14 protein-coding genes are annotated in these 17,472 nt (G+C 33.7%); 1 reads left to right on the top strand and 13 read right to left on the bottom strand.

The window, feature by feature from the left end; genetic code table 11:
* Window positions 1-78 precede the first annotated feature (78 nt).
* The 5 genes from ACX6U0_RS12355 to ACX6U0_RS12335 all read right to left on the bottom strand — a co-directional run bounded on the left by ACX6U0_RS12355 (window position 79) and on the right by ACX6U0_RS12335 (window position 6,323).
* Window positions 79-942, bottom strand: coding sequence for a pentapeptide repeat-containing protein (locus tag ACX6U0_RS12355; RefSeq protein ID WP_464960232.1), 864 nt, complete (start codon window positions 940-942; stop codon window positions 79-81).
* A gap of 157 nt (window positions 943-1,099) precedes the next feature.
* Window positions 1,100-2,077 carry a processed acidic surface protein gene (locus ACX6U0_RS12350; RefSeq protein WP_464960231.1) on the bottom strand — a complete coding sequence of 326 codons (978 nt, stop codon included), beginning with the start codon at window positions 2,075-2,077 and terminating at the stop codon, window positions 1,100-1,102.
* Between the two features lie 150 nt (window positions 2,078-2,227).
* The gene (locus ACX6U0_RS12345; protein ID WP_464960230.1) at window positions 2,228-2,905 is read right to left on the bottom strand and encodes a GNAT family N-acetyltransferase; all 678 of its coding nucleotides are present in this window, start codon (window positions 2,903-2,905) and stop codon (window positions 2,228-2,230) included.
* A gap of 125 nt (window positions 2,906-3,030) precedes the next feature.
* Window positions 3,031-5,073: a SpoIID/LytB domain-containing protein gene (locus ACX6U0_RS12340; RefSeq protein ID WP_464960229.1), complete on the bottom strand. Its 2,043-nt coding sequence runs from the start codon at window positions 5,071-5,073 to the stop codon at window positions 3,031-3,033.
* Between the two features lie 209 nt (window positions 5,074-5,282).
* Window positions 5,283-6,323: a DUF3048 domain-containing protein gene (locus ACX6U0_RS12335; protein ID WP_464960228.1), complete on the bottom strand. Its 1,041-nt coding sequence runs from the start codon at window positions 6,321-6,323 to the stop codon at window positions 5,283-5,285.
* Between the two features lie 228 nt (window positions 6,324-6,551).
* On the opposite strand from ACX6U0_RS12335, the gene ACX6U0_RS12330 reads away from it, so the two are divergent.
* Window positions 6,552-6,767 (top strand): hypothetical protein, encoded by a 216-nt coding sequence (locus ACX6U0_RS12330; RefSeq protein ID WP_464960227.1) that lies wholly within the window; start codon window positions 6,552-6,554, stop codon window positions 6,765-6,767.
* A 96-nt stretch (window positions 6,768-6,863) separates the two neighbouring features.
* On the opposite strand, the gene ACX6U0_RS12325 is transcribed toward ACX6U0_RS12330, so the two are convergent.
* The 8 genes from ACX6U0_RS12325 to ACX6U0_RS12290 form a co-directional block, all read right to left on the bottom strand.
* Window positions 6,864-9,095 (bottom strand): heparinase II/III family protein, encoded by a 2,232-nt coding sequence (locus ACX6U0_RS12325; protein ID WP_464960226.1) that lies wholly within the window; start codon window positions 9,093-9,095, stop codon window positions 6,864-6,866.
* A 205-nt stretch (window positions 9,096-9,300) separates the two neighbouring features.
* Window positions 9,301-10,431 (bottom strand): glycerate kinase, encoded by a 1,131-nt coding sequence (locus ACX6U0_RS12320; protein ID WP_464960225.1) that lies wholly within the window; start codon window positions 10,429-10,431, stop codon window positions 9,301-9,303.
* Between the two features lie 13 nt (window positions 10,432-10,444).
* Window positions 10,445-12,667, bottom strand: coding sequence for a glycoside hydrolase family 65 protein (locus tag ACX6U0_RS12315; protein ID WP_464960224.1), 2,223 nt, complete (start codon window positions 12,665-12,667; stop codon window positions 10,445-10,447).
* The gene (locus ACX6U0_RS12310) at window positions 12,664-13,698 is read right to left on the bottom strand and encodes a Gfo/Idh/MocA family protein (RefSeq protein WP_464960281.1); all 1,035 of its coding nucleotides are present in this window, start codon (window positions 13,696-13,698) and stop codon (window positions 12,664-12,666) included. Before ACX6U0_RS12310 ends, ACX6U0_RS12315 begins: the two co-directional genes overlap by 4 nt.
* Entirely contained in the window at window positions 13,698-14,510 is an 813-nt protein-coding gene (locus tag ACX6U0_RS12305) for a sugar phosphate isomerase/epimerase family protein (RefSeq protein WP_464960223.1), read from the bottom strand. Before ACX6U0_RS12305 ends, ACX6U0_RS12310 begins: the two co-directional genes overlap by 1 nt.
* 110 nt (window positions 14,511-14,620) lie before the next feature.
* A complete protein-coding gene (locus ACX6U0_RS12300) occupies window positions 14,621-15,679 on the bottom strand; it encodes a zinc-dependent alcohol dehydrogenase (RefSeq protein ID WP_464960222.1) in 1,059 nt (352 codons plus the stop codon).
* A gap of 34 nt (window positions 15,680-15,713) precedes the next feature.
* On the bottom strand, window positions 15,714-16,565 hold the full coding sequence (locus ACX6U0_RS12295) for a carbohydrate ABC transporter permease (protein WP_464960221.1): 852 nt from the start codon (window positions 16,563-16,565) through the stop codon (window positions 15,714-15,716).
* Window positions 16,552-17,433, bottom strand: coding sequence for a carbohydrate ABC transporter permease (locus tag ACX6U0_RS12290; RefSeq protein ID WP_464960220.1), 882 nt, complete (start codon window positions 17,431-17,433; stop codon window positions 16,552-16,554). The genes ACX6U0_RS12295 and ACX6U0_RS12290 overlap by 14 nt, the downstream gene beginning before the upstream one ends.
* Window positions 17,434-17,472: the final 39 nt, after the last annotated feature.

Below are 17,472 nucleotides of genomic sequence, written 5' to 3'. Positions count from 1 at the left end.
AGACTGATATTTTACTATCTATTCGGCATAAAAAAAGAGACAAGTATTTTAAATGCTTGTCTCTTTTAAATTCATGTATTAATTTTTCCAATGTGAGGGACGATTTAATCTTGCTGTAATTTTTGTATTGATGTCCCCTTTTGCTGCATTTAACTGAGCTTGCGTTAGAAAAATACTGTCTGTTAAGTCCGCTCCACTTATATCAGCATCACGAAAATCAGCACCAATTAAATCTGCTTTTCGCATATCCGCTCCACTTAAATTGGCTGCGATTAGGTATGCACCTCTTAAGTTAGCTCCTATGAGATTAGCATCTTTTAAGTTCGCGCCAATTAAATCTGCTCCTCGACCAATGTTCTTATGACGCTTCTTACCTTTTCCTTGAAGATGAATTGCCTCAGATCTTACTAGTTCACTAGTTTGTAAAAGTAAGTCATTTACATATGCTCGATGTGCTACCATATCTAATTCAAGCAGCGAATCTGACGGTAAATAAGTAAGCCGTTCTGTTTCAGTCAAAGCAACTTGTAGCTCAGAATGTATGTTTCTATTTAGATTTAATGCTAATGCATCCGTTATATACCAAAGTATTTCTTGTAGTTGACGCATAATTGGAAACACGTCATACATTTCCTTTGCAGATTCAGGTTCTGATCTCCAGTCTTTTCCCTTGTAGGTATATTGTGATACCTTTTGACCGGCACCAAAGCAATCAAATACTGTACATCCTTGAAAGCCAATCTGTCTTAAATCTTTGTGCACACCACAACGAAAATCTGATTGTAAATTGATACAAGGACTTCCAGCTTCTTTATCTAATGCAAAGTCTGCTGAAGCCGCGAAGGGTAGTGCCACACAACATAGACCAAAGCACTTCTCACAATCAGCTTTTAAATCTACTAATGATTGATTTGCTTCTGTAATACTTTGATTTTTCACCATACCTTTGCCTCCCTCCGCTTTGTAAATTAATGAATGGTTTTCGCATTTTATCGTAACATCGAATATTTTACTGGTCAATTACTCGAATACTTAATAAAACGAAAAAGCATCCTAATTGTTAAGCTAGGATGCTTCTTTTTATTGTTGCTATCTTTTATTAATTTAATTTTTTACGAATTGCTACCCCTGATACAGCTAGTAATAATCCAAATAATGCCCACTCTGTTGTATGAGAAGCTGTTTTTGGTAGCTTCCCACCATTTTCAGTGTGCTTAATGATTCCTATATCATGCTTAATATTCATAATAGGATCTGCATCTAATAATGGTTCATCACCGGATTGTAGTGTATCAGAAAGAATCATATCAAGTAATAAATTACCTTTATCATCTAACACTTTTAACACATAGTTTTCTTCTAAAACAGGTAATGCTAAGAAATCTAATGGCTTCATAACATCGCCTTGTTCGTTAAATACTTTTATATCGATATGAATTGTTTTTTCAATTTCTTTCATAGCATTTAATAGATTTGCAGATTCACTAGCCGTAAGTTCAGACGTGTCATCTATTTCCATTTTCACTATGTTTTCATACAACACATCCATTTTTGCAGCAGAGTCTGGTTCCTTTTCAAAAACTCCCCTTACATAAGATACAAATGTATTCATTTCAGCTGATGTCAAACCAGAGCCTCCAAGCATTACAAAATCCATATCTTCATCATAATCATAAATAAAATCACTAAATGAATATGATGAATATTCTATATCAATTAAATACTCAATATCACTTGTAAAATAGTAAGTATCTAAAAGGCTCGCTGTTGGGTCCATATCATCATACTCAACTGCAAGATCAATAACATCTTGTTCAGTAACTTCATATTCTTCAAGTAACTCGGCTAATGTTTCTTCAGTAAGGCGTTCACCAAGTACGTCTTGTAAATCAGCCACTGTATCATACTCATCTAATGAATCTCCATAGCTCTCTAAATACTCTTCAAGCTGTGCTTGTGTTAATTGAATGCTTGCTAAATAAGCATCTAATTCTGACTGCTTTGGAGCAGCATTAGCAGTTATCCCAGGCACTAATAATGCAGCCGATAAAATAAATGTTGCGGCGATTCTTTTCATGTTTGTTTGTTCCCCCGTTGACGTTTTCTGTTGAATTGTCGAAAATTCACAATTCTAATTATAATCGAAAAATAGTTTAGTTTAACAGAAAATCTTAATAAAATAAAAAAATCCAAAATACTAAGAAGCATTTTGGATTTTCATTTTAACTTATCTAAAACTAATATCCGTTCCATACTGTATTAAGTTTAGTTTTTTTGCCACAGATTGAGATGAAAAATTATCCCATGATGTGCTATATAAAGCTATACGTCCTTGACTTTGTATGTCCATAGCCCAAGCATTTGAAACATCTACTCCATATCCTTTTCCACGAAACTCTTCAAGTGTATATAAACTTGCTTCTGCAGCTATTTGAGTTTGTCTGGCACTACAACATATCGAAACAGCTATATCATCTTGGACAATGGCATAGCAAGGCTGTTTATATTCAAACTCTTCATATGTATAAGGAAAGTTCGGCTTTAACAGCTCTTTATTTAAATCCGTAATCTCTATAACTTTTGTTGATGTTAGAGTTTTTAATGTCGGAAATACATACGCTGGCCCAATCCATATATTGCTCAGTTGCTTCGTTGTATGTAAGGTGTTAATGACTTCTGCTAGTTCAATATTCGAACTTGAATGGACAACCCTCTCTAAATCAAGTATCAATTTTTCATCTAATCCATCCGAATACCTCACTATCTTACCGTTCTTTGTTGTGCCAATATAAACCCTTGGCGCATTTTCAAAAGGGAGTTCATTTATTTGTGTTATTCGGTTGGACTCATTGTGCTTATATAATACTCGAACATGACATTCTAAAAGCTCCATAGTTGATAACAAAACCATTCCTCCTAATATCTTATACAATATCATTCATGATGTTAGGGAGAATTTCCTTTATCTCTTCGCAAAAAAAAGGATAGATCAACCAGAACGATCTGATTGAATCTATCCTTTTAGAATTATTATCTCGCTACTACTGAAACTGTTCTTGTTGCACTTACATTGCCTTTAGAATCAATTGCATTTACAGCAATTTTAGTTCCAGCTTTTTGTTTTGGAATGATTAGTTTATAAACACCAGTACTATAAGACTTAGTTTTATAAACTTTACTTCCGATTTTCACTTGAATCGTCATATATTTTTCAGCTGTTCCTTGAATAATTGTTGATGTCGTATAAACAGCATTCACTTTTGGTAAGTTTGGTCCAACTCTTGTAACACTTTTTAAAACTGCAGCACTGCTATTTCCAGAACCGTCTTTTGCTGAAATTGAAATTGACGTTCCTGCGTTTGTAACAGGAATGGCAATTTTATAATTTCCATTTGAATAAGCTCTACCAGTATACGTATGTGTACCGATTTTCGCAGTAACTGTCGCATATGCTTCGCTTACACCTGTGATATAAGCTGAATTATTATTAATCGTATTAACAACTGGAGCGGCTGGTGCTATTTTATCAATAACTTTAATCACTGTTGCATTACTAATAAATCCATTGAAGCTTGCTGTGATTGATAGGCTTGTTCCAGCTTTTTGTACTGGAATATTCACTAAAAACTTACCATCTGATGCTACTTCAGTTGTGCCAATTTGATTTCCGTTAGCACTCACTTTGATGACTGCACCTGGTTCAGACGTTCCAGTTAAAAGTTGGTCAAGATTACTTACACTGCTAACTTTTGGTGCTGTCACTTTGAACCCTGTACGAGGTTGTTTTGTACTATATTGTGATGAAAGAGTTGTGCCTGGATAATAGAAGTTTACGATTTCCGAATAACTTTTACCTAATTCACCCATTTTTTTAGCACCGTACTGACTTAATCCAACCCCGTGACCGTAGCCTTTACCTTTAATAGAAATTGAACTAGATGATTCATTCATATCAGTCATTAAATAACTTTTGATGTAGCTTAATCCAATTGCCGCCCTAACTTTAGAAGCAGCAACATCAGTTAAATTTAAATGTTGAATTTTAATGTCTCCATTTGTGTCTAATTCATCTTTTACAATGAAATCCACACTTAAATTACCTTTTGTGACTCTACCACCAGATGATGGATTCGTTAAAGTTAATTTAGGTATTTTGACAATTTTTATTGTCTTTCCTGAATACCCGTTTGATTTCATCCATGTTTTTATATTATTAGTAATCTGTTCATCTCGCTCACTAATCGTATTCCACCATGAATTTGAATCTTTTAAATCCTTACCTGTTAGATCAATCTGTGTTTTGTATAACGCTACTGTCCAAGGTGTAGCACTATCGTATGGATCATTTTTAATTGGAAAATATGGTAAAGCTGAACTACCCCATGCATTTGCATTTGATTCTGTTTTTCCTCCATTGCTCGAAGAAAATACTGCATCGATTAACGAATTATTATATTTTAGTACACGACTAAAAGTCTGATCAACAGCTTTCGAGCTATTTTCATTCCACGTATATCCACCATAAACTTGGTAGCTAACCGTATCGTTAATCACTTTGTTTGCATTAACTTGTCTCATTGCATATGTTCTTGCAGAAATAGTTTGAGCCTTTAATGCTTCTAGATTCCATGAAGCAGGCATCTCAAATGGCACGACACCTTTAAGATAATCCTCCATTGGTAAAGTATTAATAGGTCGAATAAAATTGTTTTCATTAATAAATGAAAAATCTCCTAAATAACTTCTTCCATTAATCAATAACGGAGACTCATATTGATAAGGTGTTACATCAATGCTTGTGAAATTTCCAAGCAATTCATTCCCTAAATAAAGCGATACTCCATTAGACGCTATTTTAATTTTGTATTCAGTATTTGGTTGTAATCTGATACTTGAATTTTTTACAGCATAGCTATCTGACGATTTCACTGTCACTTCATTTTTGTTTCCTAAATAATTTACTAACTTTACTGAAATTAGTGGTTCCATCTCTGCAGCGTTAACTTCAGAATGAAATGGAAATTGAGAAAAAATAATTGATAAAATTAAGCTAAAAGTAAATAATTTCTTCAAACCTTTTCTTCGCCTCTTCCTATGAAACTATCTTTTCCTAGTTTCTTTCTATTAATCTACTATATGTAAATCCAAAGTTATTGTAGCATATAAATAACTATGATTAAGTTTAATTAATACGATTGAAATATAATTGTAATGAATATTTAAATCCCATTAAAAAAGAGCAAATAACGAATCGTTATTTGCTCTTTCAACTATTACCTTTTTTATTTAATTGTCACCGTATTTAATGAAGGAACAAAATTAATCCATGTTTGACCAGGAGAAAATTCTATTTCAGTTCCTTCTAAAGTAAATGGAATGATTCGACCATCAACATTTTTCCAATGGATATCTTTATACTTCCCATCAACTAAATAGTAGCCCTTTCCTCCACTTTTTAAGTCAACTGAACGACGTCCATATTTATCAATAAATTTATGTGTAGATTCTACAATTAAAATATTTTTAATTTGTAACTGCTTCCCATCAAGTGCGTCCTTTGCAACTACGCCATCTTGATATCGCTGGAAATGTTGATTAGCTTCTGTAAATTTATATGTTACATTATTATCCGGATTATAAGAGTATTTAATAAATACTTCATTCACGCTATTCCATGAGCTATCAAATACGACCGGCTCTTTTATAAAAGCAAGAGGTGTTACTTTTTCAGTAAATGAATAGTTTCTTTTTTCAACACCCTTTTTAATGCCTTCTTTTAGAATATAAGAATTATGTGGTGCTTTCCTGCTTTGATCTCTTTTAAATAAGGTCCCATCATAAATTAAACCATTTAATGAGTCAATCAATCCAGCGTCCATCATTTCTTTTGCTTTTGGACTATTACCGTGACAAATAAACAAAGCGTGATATCCATTCGCTAAATCTATATAATAATCTCTAGCGCTTCGAACAGGACCAATTTTAACTGGTATATTACTTTGAAATACAGCTAAAAATCTCGTGATATCACCTTCAGCCAATACTTCATAAATAAGATCTGCTTTACCAAGACCGCTCTGAGGTCTCGCTAAGTGAAAATTATTAACCATTACAGCTACCGGCCTTTGTTCACTAACTTGACTGATTGGCAATCCATTTAATGGAGCAAAAATCGTATCAATTTCTTCTTTATCAATAACTTCCTCATTTTTTGGCTCTTCTTTATTTCCTTCATTTTTTACCGTCTTTACAGATTTCCCTTCGTTCTGACAACCAAATAAAAGCGTACTAATTGCGATAATACATAAGGTTTTTTTTAGCATTGTTATCCCCACATAATAAGCGTATTTTCTTAAATTGTATTAAAAAAAACTGAAAATAGATAGTGATTTATAAGAATTTTTAAAAAATAAACCGATTGATACAGACAAATTTTTAGACCGTCTAATCTAACCAATTCTTAAAACAGAAGTCAGATAAATTGTTGTTCTTAATTTACTGAATGATAAATATTGTATAAAGATAAATTTGATTTGAGGAGTTGACTTCCGATGATCGTAGTTCATTTTTATGATAAAAACGTTGAACTATTAAACCAACTTCGTAATAATGCCCCATCAGAGGGTGATCAGGTCGTTATTAAGGGTAGAAAAGGAACTATATTAAGTGTCCAGCCTATAAATGATAAACATGTTAATGTACTGGTGGAATTGGAAGTTATTAAGAAACCAACCTTTACAATTGACCCGAAAAAGAAAAGAAGATAATATTCAATCAAAGTTAGAGGGGTTCATAACCCACTCTTTTTTTGAATTTATCTTCTTTTAGCATATCCATTTTTTATTTTCTTTTATTCCACTATTTTAGCTGGCTTTCAATTTAAATAAATCACTCATATTACCTGAATGATCTTTTGCAGATACGGAAATATTTGTCCCTTTTTTAATAGGAGTTGTCACTTTGATTTGATACTTTCCATATTTATCGGCTTTAGTCGTATACGTTCTATTACCAACTTTTACTATAACTGTAGCGTTCCCTTCTGCTTTACCAGTTATGATTTTTGAATTCGCACTAACTGTGTTAATTGATGGAATATCAGGTGCAATTTCATCTTTTACCGTTACAGTTCCAGAAGCTGTGTACTGACCATTTTTACTAGTTGCAACGACAGTCAAATTTGTTCCCGCCAATTGTAAAGGTACATCAATAGCAAAATTCCCAGTTGAAGTAGCTTGCCCCGTAGCGATTACCGTTTGGCCAGATAATACGTTAATATTAGCCCCACCTTGGGTAAATCCATTAAGCTTGATATCTAAATTTGTAAATTTGTTTACAAAAGGTGTAGTCATTGGCTTTGCCACATTATAAGTAGATCCATCTGACATTGATATAGTGTATAGATCTTCATTTAATGAAAACTGCGATACCGTATTTGGTGTAGAGCTAAGACTAGTAAAGTATTGAACATTATTTCCATTAGATTCAAAATCTAATTGTTTAATTGGATACAGATTATTAAACAGTGTTGATCCAAACCCTCTAATTGGAGTTTTTTGTCCATAATATTCAACTAAATTTGATTGAACATGTTGTTTCATTGTCATTGAATTATTCAATAGAACAGTATTTGAATCAAGTGTTTGAGTTGGAACATTTTGCCCTATATTAAAAACTTGATTTGTCTTATGCTTAGCGTCTGATATAATCTCATCTTGAATTAATGTTACTTTCTTATTTTTCAAATAGACAATTGTTCGATAAACTCGTACGCCATTATAAATAGTATGCTCACCCATTACAATAACATGTTCAGGGTTATCAATAAAATTCGTCATTTTTGCTTTACCTACGTTACTTGAAGAAATAGGATATGACTTTCCATCAACTGAAACTACATTATGTGCAAAAGTCGATCTCAAATATTTTTGGTAAGGATCTTTCGTATCATAATTGTATTTTCCACTATCCGTAAATATTTCCTTCCCTTTTTGAGTAAGAATGAAAGATAAATCGTCAGCATGTTTATGTGTTGTACTAAAATTACTCGTTGTAAACAATAATGAAGACGTATTTGCCCCCCATCCATCACGAATAACAGCTATAGAATTTGAAATATTACTAACTAATGAAGGTTGTTTTCCTTGTTTCCCTTTTGTCAGTACATATTCAAATTCAGGATCTAGCACTGAATAAGAAGTAGTTTTAGGTAATTTTGTTTGATCTGAATCTCCTAATCTAGGAATCGTATAATTAGATAATACTAGTTTAGAAAATGCATTTTGTTCTTTTAAAAGAAATTGTGTAAGCTCAGCGTCCTCAGCGATTTTATTCATATCCTGAACAAGATTTAGAACGACTAAAAAGTATTGTGGGCTATGTTCCTTATGAAGGCCTTCTGGAGTAAAATCTCTCTTGATGTGGGTTTTTGTACGGTATACTGCATTACTCTTCCATTGGATACTCGTTGTTTCTTCTGGAAAATAAGAAGCTAGTTCGAATAATGAACGGTCTTGAAAGTAGCCATGATTTGTTTTTGAATTATAGTATTTAGCACTATTTAAATAGGTACCGTGTTTTTTAAGAACCGTTTTTAAATACTGTTTACTCGAGTAAGTAACAATCGGCGAACTAATAAAATAATGATAGAAATACAATAAATTATTTGTCCGATTTGCAAGCGCATGTGCATTATATGTATATGAATCTGTTGCCCTTGCTGGATTTCCATTTGCTTTCCAAAAGCTCTGAATCAAACCTAATCCATAAGATAAATACTTAGGATCCAAAGTCACTTCATATGCATTTGTTAAGTAGCTTAATGTGTCTAGACTTTGATAATATAAGCGCCATGTTGTGTTTTTGTATGGGTCTTCTTTCCAATTAATCGCTTTATACGGCTTATAAAAGGGATATTTTGGGGATACAAACAATTCTCCATTTAGTATGCGGTCTGCGTTAAGTACGGTATCCTTCGTAATACCACTTCTTTTTGTAAGAAAAATCTCTTTATCCACAATAGCAGCCGCATATGAATGAATTGAGCTGCCAATAAATATAGCAACTGTTAACAATGCTATCGTAATCTTTTTCATAGAACCTCCAAAAAAATTAATCAATTAATCTATTAAGTATACAATGAAAAGTAAATAATCTTTTTTATTATTAAATTCTAAATATTGAAAAAATTTATTTTGCAACAAATTTTATTCGTCATTTTACAACGATTTCCTCACTCTCATAATTAGGGACAAAAAAATCCAAACATTTTTAAGTAAATGTTTGGATTCTTTGATTTATTTATAATGTTCCTTTTAAAAGAGATGCTACATTTCTAGCAGTTCTTTCAATATTGTTAAAGGCATTACTCATGATTTCTTCTATTGGCAATATGGAAGGGATCGTTGGAAAAATGGCGTCGATTCCATGATTATAAAGCTCTTCACTGCCTTTTCCTATGCTACCACAAATTGCAATGACTTTTGCATTCGGTGGCGCACATGCAGCTGCTCCAACAGGGGCTTTCCCAAAAACGGTTTGACCATCCATTCTACCTTCTCCAACAATGACAATGTCTGCATCTTTACATACCTCTACTACATTTAAATGCTCGAGTACTAATTCTATCCCTTTTTTAATGGAAGCATTCGCAAATAGCATCAGCCCAGCTCCCATTCCGCCGCCAGCACCACTTCCAGGTATTGTTGAAACTTGCTTTCCTAAATAACTTTCAGCAAGCTTATAAAAATTTCCCATTGCTTGATCTAATTCTTCCAACTTATTAGCCGGAAGACCTTTTTGTGGTCCAAATACATACGTTGCACCATTTTCTCCAATTAACGGATTCACTACATCTGCAGCAATTATAATGTTAACTCCCGAAAGCTTCGGATTTCGATTAGCTGCTGACATAGAAGTAATGTTTAATAAAGATTGCCCATTCCCTTCAATTTCTCGACCATCTTGATCAAAGAATTGATACCCCAATGCTGCTGCCATTCCAATACCACCGTCATTCGTTGAACTACCTCCAACACCAATAATTAGTTCAGTAGCTCCTCGCTCAACTGCATATGCGATACATTGACCAACACCAAATGAAGTCGTCTTGAATGGATCTCGTTTTTCCTTTGGAACTAAATGAAGTCCACATGCCTCTGCCATTTCTATATAAGCAATCCTACCATTATTAGAAAAGGCAATTTTAGCTTTTACTTGCTCAAATAGTGGACCTGTTACTGTAATTGTTTCTATTATTCCTTCTGTTGATGCAATTAACGCTTGAACTGTACCTTCACCACCGTCAGCAAGTGGTAATAAATGATAATCTGCATTTGGAAAAATAGAAGAAAATCCTTTATGAATAGCTTCTGCTACCCCAGTTGCATCTAAACTTTCTTTAAAGGAATCAGGTAATATGACAATTTTCATTTATTCCTCCCCCTTAAAGAGATGTTTTTAATTGTTCTGTTAAGTTAAATTCTTCTCCATTTATTTCGATTGTAAGTGGAGGTCCTGATTGTTTTGTCACTGTTATTGATCTGTGCGTTATTGTAAACGAAAGAATTGACCCTTGCCATTGAAATGGAAAAGAAAGCTTTTCCCATTCTGTTGGTAATTTTGGGTTAATCTTTAAGCGATTTATATCCATAGAGATATTTGCAAATCCGAAGATTGTTGCTAACCAATTTGCGCCAAGCGATGCAGCATGAAGTCCTTCATCAGATGACTTTGGATTTGGCCCTAAATCAATTAAACATGCTTCTTGGAAAAAGCGATAAGAATTTTCTTGATCATCACAACGAGCAGCCACAATCGCATGAATTGCTTTACTTAATGAAGAATCATGAATGGTATGCTCTTCATAATATTGTAAATTCTTTTTCACAACTTCTTCCGGGAATAAATCTGGGAATAGATATAATAGCATTACGACATCTGCTTGTTTTAAGATTTGCATTTCATTTACTTCTTGACGAGAGTAATCAAGTAATATTCCCTGGCTACCTTGATTTTGCTTATATGTTGTTAAGTCAATTTCAGGTTTTGATAAAAACGTATCATCTTGAGGGATGATATTCTCATCATTTGGCTTAGGTAAATATAATCTATTCAGAAAATCGGTCGCTTTCTGTATTAGTTCTATATCTACATCATTAAATTTTTCCATATACAAAAGTGCATGTTGCACATTGTAATAAGCCATATAATTTGTATAAGCATTATTGTCAATATGCTCCGTATATTCATCCGGTCCAATCACATCTTTTATTGACAGCTGTCCATTATCTTCAGTTGTTCGACTAATCCAAAAACGTGCTGTTTCTTTTAATAATTCGAGCCCTTCTTTAGCCATAAAACCTTCGTCTAAAGTATTTTGGTAATACTGTACGACTGCATATGCAATGTCAGCAACGATATGATGTTCTGCTAAAGCTGATGCAACTTTTTGACGTTGACCTGTAATGATATTAATCGCAGCATATTCAGGTGTTTCTTCATTACCTGTAAAGGCACTTTCCCATGGAAAAAGTGTACCTTCATATCCATTTTTAGCTGCTTTTACTTTCGCTTCATTTATATGCAGATATCGATATCTTAGTAATTTTTTAGCTTTTTCTGGATCTGTAAATAGATGGAATGGAGCAATAAATATTTCTGTATCCCAGAAAACATGACCTTTATATCCTTCACCAGTTAACCCTTTTGCGCCGACGCTGAATCGTTCATCATGGGCAGGTGTCATAACTTCAATATGATATAGCGAGAAATCTATCGCAAGTTGATCCATCTTTTCTTTTGTTGTAACTACCACTCGCTTTTGTTTCCAAAAATCCTGCCATTTAATCGTATTGCTGTCTCTAAGATTGTCATAGCCTTCTGTTAAGTATTTTTGAACAGTATTAACTGCTGCACTTGCTGGTTCTTCACGTAACATATCATTAGATGTGTAAACTGAACTTATTTTTTCTAATGTAAATGGTTGATCAACTATCAGATCCTGGGTGATCGTACCCATTAATTGGCGATTTTTTGCCCCAAATGAGATGTCACTTTCTTTTTCAAGTATGCAAGTAGTCGCTAATGCAATTGTATGATTGCTTTCAGAAGTCTTATAAATTCCTTGCATAACCTTTTTATCTAACACACGTACATTTTCTTCATGAAGATGCTGTTTTCCGAAATTAGACCCTTGAGCATCTATTCCAGTGATAATTTTAATAGAAGCATTTCGATCTAAACTCACAACTTCTACTTTCGAAGCTAATAAATGTAAATCATCCTTAGAAACAAATCGTTGAAATTTAAGTTTAAAACGTTCACCACTACTAGACTGCCATAACACGTCTCTTGTTAATTCTCCTGTTAACATGTTTAAACTACGATCATATGATAGAACAGTTCCTGTTAACAATGAAAAAATTTCACCGTTTATTTCAATTTTCATACCAATCACATCTGGTAGATTTACTAGCTCAGTTGCTTCATTAGGAGTAAACTTATTATAAATACCAGCGATATACATACCACGTGTTTGCTCTGCGTAATGCTCCTCATGACTTGCACGTAAGCCCAGATAACCATTCCCTTGAGCCATTAAGCTAGCATATTTATTTATAAAATGTAGATCAAATTGTTTTTCGTTTAATGCTTGTACTAAATTCATAAAGATACACTCTCACCTTTTTCAGCTGATTGATAAATTGCTTCTACTAGTTGTTGTATAGCATAACCTTGTTTTCCATCTGCTAACATGACATTCTTACCTAAACAACGATTAACAAAAGCACTCATACTTTTTGAATGGCGGTCAGGATCTGCTTCCTCTCTTTTTAAAAGTGAAACAAGTTCTCCTTTTTCATCTGTATAAATTTCTGCTGGAAACATTGTCGCACCAGCTTGGTCTCCACAGAACTCTACATTCATTTCTGATTTTTCTTTTATATTTAAGGCAAAAGATGTTTCTAGCTGTAACAAACTGCCATTCTCTAACTCGATATGTGAAAATAAGGAGTCTTCTACACCAAATTTAGTTGGATCCCATTTTCCAAAAGACCCTTCGCTTTTCTTATTACCAATTTTTTGAAACATTTTTGCTGTTACTTTTTTAACGTTTGGATATCCCAATACATAAAGGGCCGCATCAAGCATATGGATTCCTAAATCGATTAATGGACCTCCACCTTGAATCTCTTTATTGGTAAAGCTTCCCCATCCAGGTATACCATTTCTTCTTAATGCTTTTACTTTTACAAAATAAATATCTCCAAGCATGCCTTCGTCCACTTTTTCTTTTAAAATGGCTACATCATCAGCGAACCGATGGTGAAAATCGTACGCAAGTACCTTTCCTTTAGCAATAGCTGTTTCATACATTTTTTTTGCATCATCGGCTTTAATCGCAGGAGGTTTCTCACAAAATACATCGCAATCATTTTCTAATGCTTGCATGACATTTTCAAAGTGAAATAAATTTGGTGTGCAAACACTGACGATATCTGGTTTCTCAATTGAATACATTTTAGCTGCATCAGTATAATAGTTTGGAATACCATTTCTTTGTGCAAAGCTTTTTAATGATTCTTCATTCACACCACAAACAGCTACGATTTCTAATTCTTCTCTAGTTTTATAGTGAGCGACGTGCACATTTTCTGCAATTTGTCCTCCGCCAATAATAGCAACCTTTTTTTTCATCACATTATTGCCTCTTTTTCGCTTAATGCATCTTTGATATGCTGAAGCGCTTTGAAGTATTCTTCTTCTAAGTCATTTCCGCGAACTCGACATTCAAATGTTACAAACCCTTCATATCCGTCACTTTTTAATTGATCAAAGTGCTTTTTGAAATCTAAAGAACCACTTCCTGGTTGAAAACGATGATTGTCAGCAATATGAATATGTTCAACTAAATCTCTATTCTGGTGTAACGCTTCTGAAATTCCATCTTCTTCAATATTCATATGATAAAAGTCTGCGATAATCTTTACGTTTTTTAACTGATTGTCTTCTATATATTTTCGTGCGTCGCCTAAAGTATTAATCATATGATCCTGGTAACGATTTAATGGCTCTAAGAAAATAGTAGTCCCAGTTTCATCAGCAACATTATCCAAAAATAGTAAAGACTCAGTCACAGCTTTTCGATCACCCTCTAAGCTTCTTGGAGATGACATTGGAGGTAATCGGAATGTGAACATGCCCCATGCTGCAGGCACAACAATCCCTTTTCCACCAACTTCTTTTAAGGCGAACAGTATTTCTTTGATTTCATCCAAGCCTTTTAAACGACGCTCTTCAATGAAATCACCAATCCAACCACTATATCCGCCACAAGCTGTTGTTACAGGCAAACCAGTTTCTGCGATTGCTTCCTTTACTTCATCCAAATGATCAACTAAAAACTTACCATCTATTTCAAAGCCTTCGAATCCAGCTTTTTTTAAATAGCTAAATTTTTCTTTAATATTTTCTGGAAAAAATGCTTGATTTTGAGTTCCTACTTTCATGACTTCCACTCCTAAACGAAGGGGAGTGCATTTACACTCCCTTAAATTTAACTCTATTTATTCATATATTTTGCTTTCACTATTGATTTATATTCCGAATTTTTGAGTACTTATTTTGGAAAATGAACACCCATCTTAATACTCAATTCTGGTTTTTGGTCAACATATTCCATATAAGACTCTGCTACTTCATTAAATGAAACAACTGGTTCAATTAAATCTTCGCAATTTAAGTAACCATTCATTAATAATTCCCAACATGTATTTTCAATACGTTTTCTAGACCAACGTGGGTAATCGGGATTTGGTTCACTACTACCACGAGAAAATACAATTTTTGCATTGTTAAAGTGCGCTTCACGACCAAGATTAAATCCTTCTGGGAATGGTTTAGCAAAAGCTACATAAGAAATTGTTCCTCCGTATGCAATACCTCTTAGTGCCGCTTGTAGTGCACCAGCATTTCCACTTGTTTCAATAATCGAATCCGCACCTAATTTATCAGTTAGTTTCTTAATTTCATAACCTAAGTCACATTTAGTTGGATCGAAGCAATAGTCTGCTCCATTCTTTAATGCAATATCGCATCGATGACTAATTGGATCGACACCAATTACAATACTAGCACCTGCTCTTTTAGCAAGTTGGATTGCAATTTGGCCGATTGCACCTAAACCAACTACTACTACAAAATCACCAGCACGAACATTTGCATCACGAACTCCACTCATTGCAAATTGAGCTGGATCATAATAAACTGCATTCTTCCATGAAGAACCTTCTGGCATTTTACGTAGCTTATAATTATCTACTGCATTTACAATGACAGTTTCCATAATTGGGCCATACGTACAAACTTGCTCTCCTAGCTTGTACTCTGTAACGTCCGCTCCAATTTCACAAATACTACCGACAACCATATTCCCTAATTGGAACTCTCCAAAAACAATCCCGCGTGCTGCGCCTTCTTCTCGAGGCATAAACATTTTCCACTCTTCATTGAACTCTTCATCAATAAATGGGCTAGCTCCTCTAAAATCAACAACCTCAGTACCATGTTTTGGTGATGCGAATTCAACTTTAATTTTTACTTCATTTGCTTCTACTTGGCGATCCTCATATTCCACTAATGCTGCAACCCTTGGTTCAACTGCTACTAATTTCTTCATCTATATTTCATCCTCTCAAGTAAAACTGTTAATTTTAGCCTTTTACGCCGCCTTCAGTTAAGTTACCTTTAATAAAGCGCTCTGATAAAGCATACATTCCGACAACCGGTAATGCTGTTACTAGAGATGCAGCCATCATGCGTCCCCATATATAATCAGGTGTACTAAATAAAGTATTTAGACCGATTGGTAAAGTAAAGTTTTCTGAACTCGATAAGAAAATTGATGCGAATAAATAATCATTCCATGCAATCATAAACGCATAAACAAATACTGAAACAATACCCGAAATTGATAATGGGATGATGATATAAAAGATGATTTTCAAACGACTTAACCCATCAATCATCGCCGCTTCTTCTAGATCCTCAGGAATTGTATCGAAATAACTCTTCAACATGAAGATAGCTGTTGGTAGTGTTTGAACGATCATCGTAATAATTAATGCCAATCTAGTATCATATAGCCCTAACCCTGAGATGATTTTAAACAAAGGAACGACTAACAAAATGCCAGAGAACATATATACAGTATAGAAACTAGCATTAATTGTAACTCTTCCTTTAAATTTTAATTTTGATAATGCGTATGCTCCCAAAATACCAAATGCCACTGAAATTGAAGCTGCAATTAAAGCAACAATTAAACTATTTTTAAAATAGTTGATATAAGGGAAAATCGTCGGATTAAAAATATCTATATAATGCTGAAATGTCCATACTTTTGGAAGTAATGTAGGACTCGTTGAAATTGCTTCCTTTGAACTCTTTAATGACGTCATCAGCATGATAAAGAATGGAAATAGCAAAACTCCTAAAAGTAAAACTAAACCAATATAGAAACCTGTTTTTTTCAATAATTTATTTTTCTTACTAGTTACTGCCATTTAAGTTCACCCTCTTTCTTGCTACGATAATTACAATAAATAGAATGATAAATAGGATTACAGAAATTGAACTTGCTTTTCCTAGATCGTTGAAAGCAAACGCCGTTTCGTATAAGTAAATCCCAAGAATATTTACTTTGTTTGTTAATAAGTAAACATCAGTAAACATGTAGAACATCCAAATGAAACGTAAAGTTACAACTGTCAATAATACAGGCATTATCGCGGGTAATGTAACAACCTTAAATTTTTGCCATAGCGTAGCTCCGTCAATATCTGCTGCTTCAAATAAAGACTTATCAATTGTTTGTAAAATCGCTAAGAACGAGATAAATGCATATGGGAAGTACTTCCATATCGCAAAAATAACGACTACTAAAAAGCTACTAACTGGGTTATCAAACCATAAAGGCGCATTTTTAAAAATATGCAACACATCAGTACCTAAATAGTTAACAATTCCGTAGCTATTATTAAACATATACTTCCATGCAAACACCAAAGAAATCGAAGGTGTAACATATGATAGAATAATTAAAGATCGTGCTGTTTTGCGAAATTTAAACGGTCGATTAAAGAATAAAGCGATTGCTAGTCCAACTACAGTACTCCCAATAACTGTAAGTACTGTATATAAAATTGTTAGCCCTAGTGATTTATAAAACGCTGCATCTTTAAGAATATCTGAGTAGTTTTTAAATCCAACAAAATCTGCTGGTAGTCTTGGATTAATTGGTTGATCGAAAAAGCTAATTTTAATGTTTGATAACATCGGATAAGCTACAAGCAGTAAAACTAATAAAATAGCTGGTAAAAGAAGTACTAGCGCTAACTTAATGTCCGATTTTTTTTTGGCAATCGTTTTCATAGGACCTCCTAAAGACAATCTAATCTATTTTTGATAGAT

It is taken from the genome of Gottfriedia sp. ABJ_BB2_2 (genome assembly GCF_055484705.1).
This window is presented reverse-complemented; position numbering and strand designations above follow the sequence as displayed.

Bases quoted from the DNA above. Each gene is read 5' to 3' on its own strand.
- ACX6U0_RS12325 (WP_464960226.1), bottom strand. From the start codon at position 9,095: ATGAAAAAGATTACGATAGCATTGTTAACAGTTGCTATATTTATTGGC.
- ACX6U0_RS12355 (WP_464960232.1), bottom strand. From the start codon at position 942: ATGGTGAAAAATCAAAGTATTACAGAAGCAAATCAATCATTAGTAGAT.
- ACX6U0_RS12315 (WP_464960224.1), bottom strand. From the start codon at position 12,667: ATGAATTTAGTACAAGCATTAAACGAAAAACAATTTGATCTACATTTT.
- ACX6U0_RS12305 (WP_464960223.1), bottom strand. From the start codon at position 14,510: ATGAAAGTAGGAACTCAAAATCAAGCATTTTTTCCAGAAAATATTAAA.
- ACX6U0_RS12295 (WP_464960221.1), bottom strand. From the start codon at position 16,565: ATGGCAGTAACTAGTAAGAAAAATAAATTATTGAAAAAAACAGGTTTC.
- ACX6U0_RS12335 (WP_464960228.1), bottom strand. From the start codon at position 6,323: ATGCTAAAAAAAACCTTATGTATTATCGCAATTAGTACGCTTTTATTT.
- ACX6U0_RS12300 (WP_464960222.1), bottom strand. From the start codon at position 15,679: ATGAAGAAATTAGTAGCAGTTGAACCAAGGGTTGCAGCATTAGTGGAA.
- ACX6U0_RS12330 (WP_464960227.1), top strand. From the start codon at position 6,552: ATGATCGTAGTTCATTTTTATGATAAAAACGTTGAACTATTAAACCAA.
- ACX6U0_RS12310 (WP_464960281.1), bottom strand. From the start codon at position 13,698: ATGAAAAAAAAGGTTGCTATTATTGGCGGAGGACAAATTGCAGAAAAT.
- ACX6U0_RS12290 (WP_464960220.1), bottom strand. From the start codon at position 17,433: ATGAAAACGATTGCCAAAAAAAAATCGGACATTAAGTTAGCGCTAGTA.
- ACX6U0_RS12320 (WP_464960225.1), bottom strand. From the start codon at position 10,431: ATGAAAATTGTCATATTACCTGATTCCTTTAAAGAAAGTTTAGATGCA.
- ACX6U0_RS12350 (WP_464960231.1), bottom strand. From the start codon at position 2,077: ATGAAAAGAATCGCCGCAACATTTATTTTATCGGCTGCATTATTAGTG.